14 protein-coding genes and 1 riboswitch are annotated in these 15717 nt (G+C 49.9%); of the genes, 3 read left to right on the top strand and 11 right to left on the bottom strand.

All coding sequences use genetic code 11. The features are described 5' to 3' along the window. Position 1: 1 nt before the first annotated feature. Positions 2-292 (bottom strand): Asp-tRNA(Asn)/Glu-tRNA(Gln) amidotransferase subunit GatC, encoded by a 291-nt coding sequence (gatC, locus tag KNO76_RS08575; protein WP_214884716.1) that lies wholly within the window; start codon positions 290-292, stop codon positions 2-4. 214 nt (positions 293-506) lie between these two features. On the opposite strand from gatC, the gene KNO76_RS08580 reads away from it, so the two are divergent. Beyond that, positions 507-2210: a methyl-accepting chemotaxis protein gene (locus KNO76_RS08580; RefSeq protein WP_214884719.1), complete on the top strand. Its 1704-nt coding sequence runs from the start codon at positions 507-509 to the stop codon at positions 2208-2210. Between the two features lie 37 nt (positions 2211-2247). Here the strand turns inward: KNO76_RS08580 and KNO76_RS08585 are convergent, their stop codons facing one another. From KNO76_RS08585 to KNO76_RS08595, 3 genes are all read right to left on the bottom strand, one after another. Further along, on the bottom strand, positions 2248-3609 hold the full coding sequence (locus KNO76_RS08585; protein ID WP_214884720.1) for an alanine/glycine:cation symporter family protein: 1362 nt from the start codon (positions 3607-3609) through the stop codon (positions 2248-2250). 240 nt (positions 3610-3849) lie between these two features. Further along, on the bottom strand, positions 3850-4287 hold the full coding sequence (bcp, locus tag KNO76_RS08590) for a thioredoxin-dependent thiol peroxidase (RefSeq protein WP_214884723.1): 438 nt from the start codon (positions 4285-4287) through the stop codon (positions 3850-3852). A 12-nt stretch (positions 4288-4299) separates the two neighbouring features. Next, on the bottom strand, positions 4300-5103 hold the full coding sequence (locus tag KNO76_RS08595; protein WP_214884725.1) for a nuclear transport factor 2 family protein: 804 nt from the start codon (positions 5101-5103) through the stop codon (positions 4300-4302). Positions 5104-5274: 171 nt separating this feature from the next. On the opposite strand from KNO76_RS08595, the gene pruA reads away from it, so the two are divergent. Beyond that, the gene (gene pruA / locus KNO76_RS08600) at positions 5275-6819 is read left to right on the top strand and encodes an L-glutamate gamma-semialdehyde dehydrogenase (RefSeq protein ID WP_214884728.1); all 1545 of its coding nucleotides are present in this window, start codon (positions 5275-5277) and stop codon (positions 6817-6819) included. A 39-nt stretch (positions 6820-6858) separates the two neighbouring features. Here pruA and KNO76_RS08605 read toward each other — a convergent pair whose 3' ends face one another. The 6 genes from KNO76_RS08605 to KNO76_RS08630 all read right to left on the bottom strand — a co-directional run bounded on the left by KNO76_RS08605 (position 6859) and on the right by KNO76_RS08630 (position 12759). Beyond that, the gene (locus KNO76_RS08605) at positions 6859-8094 is read right to left on the bottom strand and encodes an HD domain-containing phosphohydrolase (RefSeq protein ID WP_214884731.1); all 1236 of its coding nucleotides are present in this window, start codon (positions 8092-8094) and stop codon (positions 6859-6861) included. A 126-nt stretch (positions 8095-8220) separates the two neighbouring features. Next, on the bottom strand, positions 8221-8685 hold the full coding sequence (gene ribH / locus KNO76_RS08610) for a 6,7-dimethyl-8-ribityllumazine synthase (RefSeq protein WP_026825330.1): 465 nt from the start codon (positions 8683-8685) through the stop codon (positions 8221-8223). Next, positions 8682-9866, bottom strand: coding sequence for a 3,4-dihydroxy-2-butanone-4-phosphate synthase (gene ribB, locus KNO76_RS08615; protein WP_214884734.1), 1185 nt, complete (start codon positions 9864-9866; stop codon positions 8682-8684). The genes ribH and ribB overlap by 4 nt, the downstream gene beginning before the upstream one ends. Continuing rightward, positions 9866-10507, bottom strand: coding sequence for a riboflavin synthase (gene ribE / locus KNO76_RS08620; protein ID WP_214884737.1), 642 nt, complete (start codon positions 10505-10507; stop codon positions 9866-9868). Before ribE ends, ribB begins: the two co-directional genes overlap by 1 nt. Continuing rightward, the gene (gene ribD / locus KNO76_RS08625) at positions 10507-11571 is read right to left on the bottom strand and encodes a bifunctional diaminohydroxyphosphoribosylaminopyrimidine deaminase/5-amino-6-(5-phosphoribosylamino)uracil reductase RibD (protein WP_214884740.1); all 1065 of its coding nucleotides are present in this window, start codon (positions 11569-11571) and stop codon (positions 10507-10509) included. Before ribD ends, ribE begins: the two co-directional genes overlap by 1 nt. Before the next feature lie 152 nt (positions 11572-11723). Beyond that, a riboswitch (FMN riboswitch) is annotated at positions 11724-11866 on the bottom strand. Positions 11867-11946: 80 nt separating this feature from the next. Continuing rightward, positions 11947-12759, bottom strand: coding sequence for an undecaprenyl-diphosphate phosphatase (locus KNO76_RS08630; protein ID WP_214884743.1), 813 nt, complete (start codon positions 12757-12759; stop codon positions 11947-11949). Positions 12760-13211: 452 nt separating this feature from the next. Between KNO76_RS08630 and KNO76_RS08635 the strand changes: the two genes are divergently transcribed. Then, positions 13212-13853, top strand: coding sequence for a homing endonuclease associated repeat-containing protein (locus tag KNO76_RS08635; RefSeq protein WP_026825325.1), 642 nt, complete (start codon positions 13212-13214; stop codon positions 13851-13853). 43 nt (positions 13854-13896) lie between these two features. Here the strand turns inward: KNO76_RS08635 and KNO76_RS08640 are convergent, their stop codons facing one another. Further along, positions 13897-15576 carry a sensor domain-containing diguanylate cyclase gene (locus KNO76_RS08640; RefSeq protein ID WP_214884745.1) on the bottom strand — a complete coding sequence of 560 codons (1680 nt, stop codon included), beginning with the start codon at positions 15574-15576 and terminating at the stop codon, positions 13897-13899. Between the last annotated feature and the right edge of the window lie 141 nt (positions 15577-15717).

Consider the following 15717-nt stretch of genomic DNA (forward strand, 5'->3'; position numbering starts at 1 on the left):
CTTACTCAAAGACCGCAGGGACACGGACTTGACCGTTCTCCCAGTCGGGTGCCATCCGTTCGACTTCCTCACGTGGAAGCGATGGACGAACCTCGTCTTTGCGTAGTACGTTTTTCAAATCTAGGGCATGGGTCGTCGGTGCGACGCCCGTTGTATCCAGCTCATCGAGTTGCTCGGCGAACTCGAGAATTTTTGTCAATTGCTCCGTGAAGTGCGTCACTTCTTCATCCGTGATCGCAAGTCGGGCAAGTCCGGCGACGTGCCGAACTTCAGCTTCTGTAATGCGAGCCAAAATTCCCACCTCCAACAGTTTTCAATACATCGTTCATTATCATACCACTTTTTCATAAGACAAAAAAGAAAATCTATCTCGTTTCAAATTGTGTCATTTTTAATAAAGTAGGGGAATCTCGTCTGAATATTGACCCGCTTTCGAAATTAGCTATACGGTCGATGACAGATTCTGATTATGCTAAAGGTAGAACAGATTCGTAAGGAGGAATCGTATGTCGATTCGGAATAAACTGATTACTGCTTTTAGCATCATGTTTGTGTTGCTTCTCGGTGTAAGCGGTTACTCGTGGTATGCCCTGAACGTATCAAAAGCAGCACAAGAAGACATGACCGTCTCCTGGGTACCTGGGATGGACCAAATTCATCAAGTTGATAAACAGCTGCTCGAAATACATCGTCACTTGGTTCGTCACGCCCTCGTCGATGACGCGGTGACGAAACAAAACATTGAGCGGGACATTCAAGCGTCCGTCGCGATTTTGGAACAGCGGATGGATAGCTATGACGATACGATTATCGCGGACGAGAATCAACAACTTTTCAATCAAACAAGTGCGAATTGGACCGACTATCAGAACGTGATGAGTGAACTTCTTCGTATCTCAAACGAAGAAGGTACAGCTGCCGCTGAAACATATATCCGTGATACAGCCGATGCAAGCGCAGATACACTCTCGAACTCCCTTGGCCTCCTCGTCAACTTGAATCGCGAGGAAATCCAGACAGACACAGCCGCCGCCGCTGAGCTGTTCGACCAAGTTCAACTCACACTATTCATCGTCCTTGGAATCGCCGCCGTCATGACCATCCTCATGATGCTCTTCATCTTCCGATCAATCTTTGAACCACTAAAAGAGTTCAAAACGAAGATGCATGAGCTCGCCACGAGTGATGGGGATTTGACGACGTCGATTCCTGTAAAGCGCCGTGACGAGTTCGCCGGACTCGCACGTGACTTTAATCAGTTCATCGCCAACCTGCGTCAGTTAATTCTTCAAGTGAACGACGTGACGAAAGGGGTGACGAAACAATCGACACATATGTACGAAGAGTTGAAAGAACTCGACACATATATGACGACGACCGCTGCGACGACAGAAGACTTGACCGCCGGTATGCAACAAACGGCCGCAAGCGCACAAGAGATGAACGCTTCCGCCTCAGATATGGAGCGGACGATTCACCACATCGTGACGATGGCCGATGAACGAAAAACGGAAGCGAGACAAATCGATGAACGCGCCCTCTCCCTCAAGTCGCACGCAGTGGAGGCGAAAGAGAACGCGATCAGCGTCCTTCAGTCGACGCGTGCAAACTTGGAGAAAGCGATGCAAGATGCGAAAGCCGTCCGTGAAATTGCGACGCTCACAAACGACATCCTCGACATCGCCGCTCAGACGAACCTATTGTCGCTCAATGCCTCGATCGAAGCGGCACGTGCTGGTGAGGCCGGACGTGGATTCGCCGTCGTCGCCGACGAGATCCGAAAACTCGCCGAGACGAGCCGGGCGACCGTCGAACGTATTCAAGTCATCTCAACAACCGTCCTTCATTCGGTCGATCATTTGAACGAGAGCTCCGGACAGATGCTCAACTTCCTCGACACGAACGTCTTGAAAGACTATGATCAACTGGAAGTGGCGGCCGGACAATATAGCTCGGACGCGGGACGTTTTGAGACGACCGCGACCGAATTCGCCACTGCTGCTGGAGAACTCGAGCAGTTGACTTCGAACATGATCGGCGTCATTCAAGATGTAGCGACGACCGTCAACAACGGGGCACTCGGCACGCAGGAAATTGCTGAAAAAGTGACGATGTCCGTCGAACGTTTCACCGAACTGAACCACGCGACTGAACAATCGCAACAAAAGATGGAAGAACTCGACTCACTGATTCGCCAATTCAAGGTATGAAAAGAACCCGCCGACATATGTCAGGCGGGTTTTCTCATCAGGCGGCAGATTGCACCGTTTCTTTTTTACGTTCGAGTTCGAATCGTTTCGTCTCGGCGACAACCACGCCTGAGAGGAACAGTAGTCCAATCAAGTTCGGAATCGCCATGAGACCGTTGAACACATCCGAGATGGACCAAATCAAATTCAAGTTCGTCGTCACCGCACCGAGTCCTGCGACTAAAATATAGAGGACACGATACGGGACAATCACTTTCTCCCCAAGTAGATAATACGCCGAACGCTCCCCATAATAGCACCAGCCAAGGACGGTCGAATAGGCGAAGAAGACGAGTGAGACCGTCACGATGATTTCCCCAATCGGTCCTAAGAAATACGCGAATGACGCTTGTGTCAGAGCAATTCCTTCAAGCCCTTCCGTATATTGACCACCCATGACAATCGTGAGCCCCGTGATTGAACAGACGATGAGCGTGTCAATCAAAACTTGTGTCATCGAAACGAGTGCTTGTCGTCCCGGGAAGTCGGTCTTCGCTGCCGCGGCCGCGATCGGTGCAGATCCAAGTCCTGCCTCGTTAGAGAACACACCGCGCGCGACCCCGTAGCGAATCGCTGCACCTAATGCACCACCGCCGATGGCTTCGGCACTGAATGTGCTCGAGAACATCGTCGATAAGGCACCTGGTACCAATTCAAGGTTCATAATGAGAATCACGAGCCCACTTCCGACATACGCTAAGATCATGAACGGTACGAAGATGCCGACAACTTTCCCAATCGATTTGACACCACCTAAGATGACAAACGCTGTGACGGCCATCATGCCGACTCCTGTCACGACCATTGGGACGTCAAATGAGTTGTTCAGGGCGAGACTGACCGAGTTTGTCTGTACCCCATTCCCGATACCAAAGGCTGCGACCGATGCGAATAACGCAAACAACATACCGAGCCACTTTTTCTTCAATCCGTGTTCTAAGTAATACATCGGTCCCCCGGCAATCTCACCGCGTTCATCGACGACACGATATTTGACGGCAAGGATCGCCTCCGCATATTTCGTCGCCATTCCGACGAAACCAGATAACCACATCCACACGACGGCACCCGGTCCCCCGAGGACGATCGCCGTTGCGACACCGACCATGTTTCCGGTACCAACCGTTGCCGCCAATGCCGTCATGAGTGCCTGGAAATGCGAGATGTCCCCTCGTTGCTTCTTCTTCGGTTTATCATTCTTCGGAATAAATGCCTCTTTCAAGCCGACACCTAGCCTCGTCACCTGAATAAAGCCAAGACGAATCGTCAGGAAGACTCCCGTCCCGACGAGTAAGATTAATAAATGTGGCCCCCATACGAGATTTGACAAACTCGCCAGCCAACTTTCAATTTGATTCACCGTGTTGCTCTCCTCCTACGTTCTTGATTTGAGCGCTCTCCCTATATTTTTCAGAACATTCGCAATCGAGTCAAGGCAAGGTATTGTAAGTAAGCGGTTTCAACACGTTATATAATTGTTACATTTCCCTTTCGACCTTGTTGTTATAAGCTTTCTGAAAACACTTTCGAAATATGATTGTAATATAACTCTAATTAAACAAGCATCGATTTCAAAAATGAAATCGATGCTTGTTTCTCTTCACGAGCAAATGGCAGCCACGACATCTTCCACGTGCCCTTTCACTTTAACGTTGCGCCACTCTTCTTCAATATAGCCGTCCTCATTGATGAGAAAGGTCGAACGGACGATGCCGTAGTACTCTTTGCCGTAATTTTTCTTCAGCTGCCACGCGCCATAAAGTTCCGACACCTCATGGTCCGCGTCAACGAGCAAATCAAACGGCAGGTCATTCTTCGTAATGAAGTTCTGATGTTTCTTTTGACTGTCCGCCGAAATCCCGAGGACGACCGCCCCTTCCATTTTCGGCATCGCATCACGGAAGTCGCACGCCTCTGTCGTGCAACCCGGCGTCGAGTCGCGGGGATAAAAGTACAAGACGACCTTTTTACCTCGATAATCTTCAAGCGAAATGATGTCTCCGTTTTGATTCAGTAATGAGAATGTTGGTGCGAGCATCTGTTTTCCTCCTTAGCCAAACGACGGGTCGACGAGTTGTTCGTCGTAACCATCGACTGCTTCTTCTAGTTTAGTTTTTAGCGGGTCCAGCACTTCGATATACTGAATCGGATTTTCCGTCGCAGCCGCTTCTCGAAGTGTCTCCTCGTTGTCCGTATACCATTTCTCATACGCTTTAAAATAATCGGTCATGATCGTTTGGTTCTCCTCAACTGTCAACGTCTCTGCCATGAGCAGGAAGACGTTATTGTCTGCCTCGAGCGCCATATAGTCGGTCTGGGCATTGACTTGATCATAAATGGGGCCAGCCTCATCCTCCGGAATCTCAGCAAGACGGGCGTTCGCCTCGGCATTGACCCCATATTCATTCGCCTCCACCCCGATGAGGAGCTCACTGACATCGGCGATCACATCCTTTGGCAATGCAGCCGGTGTGATGACGAGTGACCAGTCCTCCCCTTCCTTCACAGCGACCTTACTGAGTCGGTTCGGAAGCGGGTTGCCGTCTTGGTCGACCATTTCGTGGACAAGAAATGCCACATCTTCGTCCTCGTTGACCCAACTCTCATAGATGTCACCTGGGGCAATTTGGCGGGTGACGGCACCGGTTGCCGGAAGATCGGTTAACCGTCCGGCATAATCGATGCTCGCGAGCGTTTCAGCATCGCCCGACTCGAGCGCCGCCTGATAGTCTGCGTACACTTCCGTCACGGCATCCAGCAATGGCCGTTCCGTTTCTTCTACCGTCGATTCTTCATCGTTACCACATGCCCCGAGCATAAGGACAAGGAGTAGCGGAATGAACCATTTTTTCATGTTGTTCGTCCTTTCTAAAGCCGTGTTCTCCCCCATCCTACCATGACTCGATTTCTCGCTCCAATGCCATGTGTTTCTGGAAAATTGTTTCACTAGGATTTCTACGATAATTTCGATACAATACAGACGTAAGCGCTTTAACGCTCAACATCACTTTAAGGGGGAACGAGAATGATTCCATACAAACATGAACCATTCACAGACTTTACACAAAAAGAGAATGCCGATGCTATCCAGGCGGCAATCGAGAAAGTGAACGGTGAGCTCGGGAAAGACTATCCGCTCGTAATCGGTGGGGAAAAGGTTACGACGGAAGGTAAAATCACGTCTTACAACCCGGCTAACAAAGAAGAAGTGATCGGTCGCGTCTCAAAGGCGAACCAAGAGCTCGCAGAACGTGCGATGCAAGAAGCACTCACAGCGTTTGACTCATGGCGCCATGTCGACCCGTCCGTCCGTGCAGACGTCTTGTTTAAAGCAGCGAACATCGTCCGCAAACGTAAACATGAGTTCTCGGCGTACCTCGTCAAAGAAGCAGGTAAACCATGGAACGAAGCAGATGCGGATACGGCAGAAGCGATTGACTTTATGGAATACTATGCACGTCAAATGCTCGAACTCAAGCCAGGTAAGAAAGTCGAGAGCCGTCCAGGCGAATACAACCGATATGACTACATCCCACTCGGGGTTGGGATCGTCATCAGCCCATGGAACTTCCCGTTCGCAATCATGGCCGGTACAGCAGTCGCGGCGATCGTGGCCGGTAACACGATTCTCTTGAAACCAGCTTCGACGACACCGATCATCGCTGCAAAATTCGTTGAAGTGATGGAAGAGGCAGGTCTTCCAAAAGGCGTGCTCAACTTCATCCCTGGACCGGGCACAGAAGTCGGTGACTACCTCGTCGACCATCCGAAGACGCGCTTCATCAGTTTCACAGGATCACGTGATGTGGGCCTTCGTATCAACGAACGTGCTTCTAAATTGAGCGAAGGGCAAATCTGGCTCAAACGCGTCATCGCAGAGATGGGCGGAAAAGACACGATCGTCGTCGACGAATCAGCCGACCTCGAACTCGCTGCACAATCAATCGTCAAGTCGGCCTTCGGTTTCTCAGGTCAGAAATGCTCTGCTTGCTCACGTGCCGTCATCGTCGACAGTGTATATGACACAGTGCTCGATCGTGTCGTCGAACTTACGAACGAACTCTCTGTTGGGAACACAGAGAAGAACGAACACTTTATGGGACCAGTCATCGACGCAGCAGCCTTCAAGAAAATCACATCGTACTTCGATGTCGCAAAAGAAGAAGGACGCATCGTCGCAGGTGGAAACGCTGATGACTCGACAGGATACTTTGTCGAGCCGACCGTTGTCGCAGACGTTGACCCGAAAGCGCGCCTCATGCAAGAAGAAATCTTCGGACCAGTCGTTGCGTTCACAAAAGCAACAGACTTCAAAGAAGCAATCGAGATTGCGAACAACACCGAGTACGGTTTGACGGGTGCGGTGCTCACGCGCGACCGTGTAAATCAAGAATTTGCTCGCCAAAACTTCCACGTCGGTAACTTGTACTTCAACCGTGGTTGTACAGGCGCAATCGTCGGCTATCAGCCGTTCGGTGGATTCAACATGTCCGGAACGGATTCAAAAGCAGGTGGCCCGGATTATATCCATCTCCACATGCAAGCGAAGACAACATCTGAAACGTTCTAATTGATAAAGAGACGGTCCCTTAGGGTCGTCTCTTTTGATTCAGTGTGCTTTAAATGTCTGATCAAACATAATCGCAATCTCTTCTTGATGAAGGAGGAACAGTTCGAACAAGTTCGGATCGAACGTCCCGTGCATGTCTCGCATTGTCGCAATCGCGTCTTCGTGTGAAAAAGCAGATTTATAAGGCCGGACGGTCCTGAGTGCATCATACACGTCGATAATCGTGACAATCCGCGCTTCAAGTGGAATCGCTTCATCTTTCAACCCTTTAATATACCCAGTCCCATCCCAGCGTTCATGATGATAGAGCGCGATATGATAGGCCATTTGGATGAAGTAATTTTGAGGGAACTGAGCCTGCAAAACTTTTAATACTTCGCCTCCGACATACACGTGGTCACGCATAAGGACCCATTCCTCATCGGATAATGTATTCGCCTTCAGTAGGATTGAGTCCGGGACCGAAATTTTGCCGATGTCATGGAGCGGTGCCGCTAGTCGAATCCCTTCGATGAATAGCAGTGAGACATCTGGATGATGGTGTTCATATAAAATCGACGCAAATAACGTCGATAAATCCTGCACCCGTTCGATATGGTTCCCCGTCTCATTGTTACGGAGAGCCGATAGGCGTAAAAGCGTCCGAACGAGTCCTTCTTGATAATCGATCAATTCTTTCTCACGCTGCGCGAGAACACGCTGCGCTTCTTCCCGGCTCGCCTCGATCCGATGGCGTTCGACGGCTCCAAGAAGGGCGCTACTAAAGTCTTGTAACGCTTGTTGTTCATATTCCGTGTACGTTCGCTCTGTTACAACGGAATCGAATCCGACAAATCCCTGACACATCTCCCCTTGCATCATCGGGACCGCGAGCAGACTTTGAATCGACTGTGGTTCGAGGATTGCGCGGACTGCATTGTCTTCTGGCAAGTCAACTACACGAGGAATATACATTGTCTCGCCCGCCACGTGCGTGTTGACCCACTCCGGCAATACGTCGATTGGCACGTCTTGAAGATTGGCGATCTCGGCTGTGATCCCATCGGCGCACCATTCGAACGTGTTATGACAGACTTGATTCGTGAAATCGTAATCAAACACATAGACGCGGTCGACCGCAAAGTAATGTCCGAGTTCGGCTAGCGACTGGTCAACCCGCTTTTTAAAATCCGCAATCTCTGTCGTCAAAAAGCGATTGAGGAGTGACGAAAGCAGGTGATGAAGTCGCTCTTGTTGTTGTAACTGTAACGTCAATGATTCATGCGAAGTTGCCACGTGCCAAACCTCCCCTATCAACTAAAATGAAATCAATCGTTCCATGCACTTCTTTTACCCAATTTTCAGTCTTTTTATCCTAGTTTATCCATTTGAAAAGCCAAGTGGTGACCACCCGACTTTTGATTATACTTGTTTCAATAAATTGGCCATCTCGATGGCGGAAGTCGCCGCTTCCCATCCTTTATTGCCTGCTTTTGTTCCCGCACGCTCAATCGCCTGTTCAATCGTCTCCGTCGTCAACACGCCGAAGATGACCGGGACTTCGGATTGATAGCTCGCCTGTGCGATCCCTTTTGCCGCTTCGTTACAGACGTAATCAAAGTGTGGGGTCGCACCACGGATGACGGCACCGAGCGTGATGACCGCATCATAGTTTTGACTCATCGCCATCTTTTTCGCGACGAGGGGAAGTTCGAACGCACCCGGGACGAACGCGAGCGATACATCCTCTTCTTTCACCCCATGACGCTTCAAAGCATCCTTCGCCCCGTCAAGCAGACGCATCGTAATCAAGTCGTTGAACCGGCCGACGACGATTCCAATCTTTAACCCTTCTCCAACTAAGTTTCCTTCAAATGTATAGGTCATGTCCTTTCTCCTCCAATATGATTCATTTTGAGTTGTTTCGTCATTCGATACGATTCGTTCGCCTCGTGCGCTCCGACATGAATCGGAACGCGTTCGACGACCATGATGCCACACGATTCCAAGGCATCGACTTTCTCAGGGTTGTTTGTCATGAGCCGGACACGCTTCACTCCGAGGTCACGGAGCATCGCCGCGCTCACCCGGTAGTCCCTAATGTCCGGATGAAACCCGAGTACCACGTTCGCCTCGACCGTATCCAATCCTTTCTCTTGAAGTGCATACGCCTTCAATTTGTTCAACAGCCCGATGCCCCGCCCTTCCTGACGCATATAAAGCACGATGCCTGACTCCTGCTCGATTCGTGCCATCGCGGCATCGAGTTGCGGACCACAATCACACCGGAACGACCCGAAGACGTCACCCGTCAAACATTCCGAATGAATGCGTACGAGCGGGATGTCCGTGAGCGTCTCGGTGACGAGGGCTACGTGCTCCTGCCCATCAAACCGATTCTCGTAGCCAATCACTCGAAACGTCCCTTTCGATGAGGGTAGCGCTACGTCTGCTTCGCGCGTGACGAGGTTTGTCTCCATATACCGGACTAGCGCTTCGATTGTGATGAACGCCAACCCATGACGTTCAGCGACTTGGACCAAATCGGGTACGCGCGCCATCTCCCCGTCCTCTCGAATGATTTCACAAATGACTGCTACCGGCTCACTTCCCGCGAGACGCGCCAAGTCAACTGAAGCTTCGGTGTGACCTCGGCGAACCGAGACGCCGCCTTTTTTCGCAATCAGCGGGAATAGATGCCCCGGTCGCTGGAAGTCGGAAGGACGGGAAGATGGGTTCGCCAGTTCACGAACAGTGTGAGACCGTTCCCTCGCCGAGATCCCGGTCGTCGAATCGATATGGTCGACACTGACCGTAAACGCTGTACCGTGCGGGTCCGTACTGTTCGTCACCATCGGCGAAAGATCAAGACGTGCAGCCACTTCTTCCGCGACAGCGCTACAAACGAGCCCTTTCCCTTCCGTAATCAAAAAGTTCATCGTCTCAGGTGTCATCTTGTCTCCTAGTACGACAAAATCTCCTTCATTCTCGCGGTCCTCGTCATCCACGACGATGATGGGACGTCCTCGTCTCAATTCCTCAAGCGCCCGTTCAATCGAATCAAACATTACCATCCCGCCTTTCCATATCCTTGTTCCGCCAATGACTCGAGTGTCATCTTCGACTGCCCGATTACTTTTTCCATATATTTCGCTAACAGATCACATTCTAAATTGACCAAATCACCCGTCTGTTTCGTTCCTAGAACGGTCTCGCTATACGTATGTGGAATTAACGATAGTGTGAATCCTCGCTCCGACACGTCAAACACGGTCAAGCTCGTTCCGTCTACGGAAATCGATCCTTTCGGTACGATGTAGGAGAGAAGCGCACGTTCACATCGGATGTCGACATACACCGCATTCGCGAGCTGTCGCTTCTTCGTGATTCGTCCGACCCCGTCGACATGGCCGGACACAAAATGCCCGCCGAATCGTCCGTTCGCCGACATCGCCCGCTCGAGATTGACACGTATTCCCGGTTTGACCCCTTCTAAACTCGACGCCTTCAACGTTTCCGGCATGACATCGACAGAGAACGTCGTGTCATCGAACGTCGTCACCGTGAGACAGATCCCATTCACGGCAATACTGTCCCCGATCTTCACATCATCGAGCACATTCTCAGCTGACAAGACGAGTCGTAAAGATGGCCCGTTGCGCTTGACCGCTTTGACCGACCCGATTTCTTCTACGATTCCCGTGAACATCAGAACGCCCCCTTTCGAAAGACGACTTTCAAGTCGGGTCCGACCGTTTCGACCTGATGAATCATAAAACGGGAGATGTCCTCAATCGAACCAACCTGTTGTGAGCGATAGACGCCATGTTTCCCGCCGAACACCCGTGGTGATTGATAGGCGACCCATTCATCCACGTAGCCTCCGTCAAGGAGTGATGTGACGAGCGTCGGACCGGCCTCGATCAATACACGCCCGATTCCATTCGCGTATAGTGTTTCGAGGACCATATCGAGCGACGTATAATCGAATAATTTGACGCCGACAGCTTGAGCTCGTTCACGTCGCTCTGCTTCATCAGACGAAGTGAAGAGGAGCACCGGGACGTCTTCTGCGGTCCGGGCCAGCGTACTGGCGAACGGTAATCGTAGGTCACGGTCGAGCACGACCCGTTTCGGTTGACGCGTCTCATGACCCAATCGAACCGTGAGCGACGGATCATCCGCAAGCACCGTGCCAATCCCAGTCAAAATCGCATCGACCGTGGCACGTAGTTCATGCACATCACGACGGGCTTCCGGGCTTGTCACCCATTGACTCTCTCCCGTCTCCAAGGCGACTTTCCCATCTAGGCTCGTCGCCGTCTTCAAGATGACATACGGTCGTTTCGTCTCAAGCGACCGCAAGAACGCGGGATTCAATGCCCGCGCCTCCTCCTCAAGCAGACCGACTTTGACCTCGATACCGGCCGTTTGAAGACGAATAATCCCATTACCTGCAACGAGCGGGTTCGGATCCTTCATGGCGACGATGACACGTTTGATGCCCGATTCCACGATCAGATTTGCGCACGGCGGCGTCTTGCCTTGATGCGAGCACGGTTCGAGCGTGACATATAATGTCGCCCCGTATGCAGCGGGACCAGCCATCCGGATGGCATGGACCTCTGCATGTGGTTCGCCCGCCTTGAGATGGGCACCCGTTCCGACGATGCGTCCGTCTTTGACGAGCACGGCACCGACGAGCGGATTGACACCGGTTTGACCATCGGCTGATTTGGCCAATTGAATGGCCTGTTCCATGTACTGTTTCATCTTTCTCCCTCCTTTTTCCGTACAAACAAAAGACCCTAAGGAAAGGTCCTTAGGGTCTTGGTGGGAGGGTTCCGTCGCTTTTGGGCAAGCCAAATAAACGTTTTCTATACAGAAAAGCGTACGACGAAGCACAGGTCACGCGGACCTGTTTTTTGTTCCTTCTCCCATCCAGACTATACTGTCGGCTCTAGAGTCTCACTAGATCCACCGTTCGCACACGTGCGCCCGGGTCACGGACTTAGGGCATGGGCCCATCACCGCCGGTTGGGAATTTCACCCGACCCCGAAGGAATATTTGTTTGTACAGATTTACTGTATCGCAATTATTTTTATTACGCAAAACAAAGAACGCCACTCGTGAGAGTAGCGTCCCGATTATGCGAGAAAGAGGACGACGAGAAGTCCAACAATCCAGCAATAATATGAGAAATATTTCAATTCGCCTTTCGCCATGATGTGCTGGAACCACTTCAACGAAATGGCCGTCAACACGTAAGATGCGATGAATGCCAGGATGAGCGGACCGAACAAGTCACGCGTCTCTGGATTCGTAAAGAGCGTCGGACCATCCAAAATCATCGTCCCGAGACTGATTGGGATGAACAGGAAGAACGAGAAACGAAGTGCCGATTCTTGCTTGATGCCGAGTAACATCGCCATGACGATTGTCGCCCCGGACCGACTGATTCCGGGAATGAGTGCCACGGCTTGCGCGAGCCCGATCAATACGGCGTCACGAAGCGTGATGCCACCGTCTCCTTTGTTCCCTCGCATGTCTCGGATGAACCAAAGGGCGAGTCCCGTGATGATGAGCGTATACCCGACTGTGGCCACGCCACCGAGCACTTCTCCGATCCAGTCCCCGAAAAGGACACCAAAGACACCGGCTGGCACCGTTGCAACGAGTAGTAATCCGATGAACTTCACATCGACCATCGTCTCGTCCGTTCGGTCTTTTTTGAATAAGAAGGTCCACAAACTCACGATGAGGCGAACAACATCCTTTCGATAAATCGTTAAGACAGCGAGAAGCGAAGCGAAGTTTACGAAAACTTCAAATGACAATCCCGGCAAGTCAATGTTAAATAGTTCTTGGAAGATAACGAGATGTCCACTCGATGAAATCGGAATCGGCTCAGTGAAACCTTGAATCAATCCAAGCAACGTATAAAATAACCAAACTGTCATAGTGATGATCCTCTTTTCTGTTTTTCACTCAATGCGGCTATTTTAGCAGAATCGGACTTTCATTGACCAGTCGTTTAATTTTTTTTGAACTAATTTCATAATTCGATTGATTAGTCTGAAAATTAAATTTATTATAGAAGGGTACTCATCTGGAGCGAAGGCGATGACCCCAACTCTCCAGTTGGGTACTTTTTTATAAAATATGACAATTTTGGATGATTAAAACTTTATGTTTACATTTCTCACGATATTCGATTTAATTTGTAATAGAGCTGTTACCATTTTTTGAAATTATCAACTGAGTCTTTAGTCCTACCTAATTCTTAGGAATTGTTTAAAAAATTTCAAATTCACGTTAATAAATCCAAAAAACAATCCGATAGTATGATTGTAGAAGCATTTTTTTCATCTTTGTCGGTTCAGATTTGAGTCCACGGAAGGAGGAACCATCATTGAGTCAAACGCTATCCACTAAATCCCATCACTTGTCCACCGAACAGCAAAGGATGATCCATTGCATCCGCCTTCTCGGGGACTTGCTGAAGGAACGTCCACGCCGGTCTGTCTACCGTCGCTTCGCGATGGAACAGAAATGGCCATCCCCTGAATCCATCATTCGTCAGTTCGGGTCATGGGCTGAGGCACTTGCCATCGCAGGCTATGAATGGCATGGAGAATCTACTGTCGAATTGCCAGACAAAATGCCGAAGTATACACGTGAGGACATCGTCGAGACGCTCGCACTTTATTCGCGAGACATGGGCTCGATTATCACCTTGAAGAAGTATCAGCAATGGCGAAAGCTCCATCCGAAGGCACCGAGCCATTATCATATCGTCAAAACGTTCGGTTCGTGGCATGATGCCTGTGCCGAAGCGGGCCTTGAGGCGAGTGTGACCTATTCGAAAACAGAACTATCCGATGCTCTTCGTGAAGCCATTCAAGAAATGGGATTTTCGCTTTCATTCGAAGCGTATCGTGAATGGGCGAAGCGGAATAACAAACCTTCAACAAAAGCCATTTTACATCGCTATGGCTCCTGGTCAGCCGCTGTTCATGCGGTTGAATCTGAACTTTATAATACGAACTCATAATCATTTCATACAAAAGGAGGATTCCCGTGCGGAGGTCCTCCTTTTATCTGACTTCTGTCGATAGGTCGTGATAGTGGGCGACCCGGTCACGTCCATTGAATTTTGCCCCGACATACATAGCCCTGTCCGCATGCCGCAATACCGTATCGAGGTCCTCATACTCATGAATCGTTTCGATCCCAATACTCGCCGTCACGGTGATTCGCATTCCTTCTGTCCCAAAATCATGCTGTTTCAAGGTTTCCCGTATCTTCTCACCGACTAGATGGGCTGCCGCCTCATCCATTCTCGGGAAGACGAACACGAACTCTTCTCCTCCGTATCGTGTCATCAAATCCGTCGCCCGGACATTTCGTGTGAAGAGTTGACTTGCTTCAATCAACACCTCATCTCCGAACGCATGTCCATACGTATCGTTGATTGACTTGAAGTGATCTAAATCGATGAGGAAGAGCGAGAGTGGATAAGAGGCGACATCGTTTAATCGTTCTTTTGTCCAACTCCGTAATGCCCGCTGATTATGTAATCCGGTCAGTGGGTCCGTCAAACTCTCCTGTTGCAAACGATTGCGTTCGTCGATTCGCTCGATTGACCACGATAACGTTTTAAGGAGCCTGTTCACTTCGACGGCAATCGGTGTCTCGTATGCCCCGTTGGCTGTCGTCGATACCATGCAGCTGACAGCCGTTTCTGCTCCCCAAACCGGTGGAATGACAAGCGCCGAGTGATGCAATTCCTGTTGTTGTCGTTGCAGCTCAGGATGCCATTCATGTAATGAGTCGTAAACGAAACACGACTCATCTACATCTTGATAGCGCTCGATTATAAATGCGTCCGGCACACTCGGGATGATGCGACCCGTCATGTCATAAAACGTCCGCTCCCCTTTTCTGTTGACTTGAAGCCAACCACGCTCTACTTCAACAATGTCACGTAGTCCGTTCCAAAATTTCTCAATCAACAGCTGCTCGCTATTTACTCGATATAACTGTTCCTTCAAACGTTCGACCTGGTCGACTTTGGATTTCGTCTCTTCCGTCTCCGTCGCTTTTGACATTGTCATTTTTAAAATGGACAAGACGAAGAACGTGACGATAAAGCCGACATAATCGAACAATAAATATGCCTCAATCGCAATCATCGTAAATAACAATTCGAGCGATACGACAAGCCAGTCGAAACGAATCAGACGGAACATGATCGGTAGCGGGATTCGTTCCCCGACCATAAAGTAAGACAGGGCAAAACTCATCGTGAGCACGAGGAAGAGCATTCCTAAAAATGCGAGCATCGCTACGCCTTGTTGAATCAAGTGAACAGATTCTCCGATTCGTCCTCCAAGCCCAATATAGGTGAGTCCCGGTAACAAGACGAGGAGACTTTCAATCACCGTGTTAAGCGGATAAAAATGCAAGAATCGTCTGCGTCCGACCTTGTGATTGAAGGCCCGTGCCTGAAATGTAAGAAGGAGTAACTGCCCCATCAGGAGAGCTGGAGCAAGTCCATACAGGAAAAAAGTGATGAAGACGAACATCTCATGAAACGTGAAATGCAAATGTCTACGTTTGAGCGGGTTCATGACAAACAACGCACCAAGCGTATAAATAAACCAAAACAACGGCCAATCGAACGAATCAAGATGTTGGATGGTCAAATAAGTCACACCCGTGAAGACGAGCATCCACGCGAGCCAGCTCCGAACCAGATACTTCCGAAATCGCATCGTCTCCCCCCTCTTCTCGTTCATTTTTTCTAGTATGACCCGTAATGCAAAAACATTCCAGCAATTGTTTGAAAGTTGAGACAATGAAATATTGAAAAGATTCCCAATTCAATGTTTCGCTAATATTGATGTCGGCAACAA

Source organism: Exiguobacterium sp. s101, assembly GCF_018617835.1.
Classification (GTDB): domain Bacteria; phylum Bacillota; class Bacilli; order Exiguobacteriales; family Exiguobacteriaceae; genus Exiguobacterium; species Exiguobacterium marinum.

Excerpts from the sequence above, each read along its gene's own strand:
- KNO76_RS08580 (WP_214884719.1), top strand. The coding sequence starts at position 507 with ATGTCGATTCGGAATAAACTGATTACTGCTTTTAGCATCATGTTTGTG.
- bcp (WP_214884723.1), bottom strand. The coding sequence starts at position 4,287 with ATGCTCGCACCAACATTCTCATTACTGAATCAAAACGGAGACATCATT.
- KNO76_RS08595 (WP_214884725.1), bottom strand. The coding sequence starts at position 5,103 with ATGAAAAAATGGTTCATTCCGCTACTCCTTGTCCTTATGCTCGGGGCA.
- pruA (WP_214884728.1), top strand. The coding sequence starts at position 5,275 with ATGATTCCATACAAACATGAACCATTCACAGACTTTACACAAAAAGAG.
- ribH (WP_026825330.1), bottom strand. The coding sequence starts at position 8,685 with ATGACCTATACATTTGAAGGAAACTTAGTTGGAGAAGGGTTAAAGATT.
- ribB (WP_214884734.1), bottom strand. The coding sequence starts at position 9,866 with ATGTTTGATTCGATTGAACGGGCGCTTGAGGAATTGAGACGAGGACGT.
- ribE (WP_214884737.1), bottom strand. The coding sequence starts at position 10,507 with ATGTTCACGGGAATCGTAGAAGAAATCGGGTCGGTCAAAGCGGTCAAG.
- ribD (WP_214884740.1), bottom strand. The coding sequence starts at position 11,571 with ATGAAACAGTACATGGAACAGGCCATTCAATTGGCCAAATCAGCCGAT.
- KNO76_RS08630 (WP_214884743.1), bottom strand. The coding sequence starts at position 12,759 with ATGACAGTTTGGTTATTTTATACGTTGCTTGGATTGATTCAAGGTTTC.
- KNO76_RS08640 (WP_214884745.1), bottom strand. The coding sequence starts at position 15,576 with ATGCGATTTCGGAAGTATCTGGTTCGGAGCTGGCTCGCGTGGATGCTC.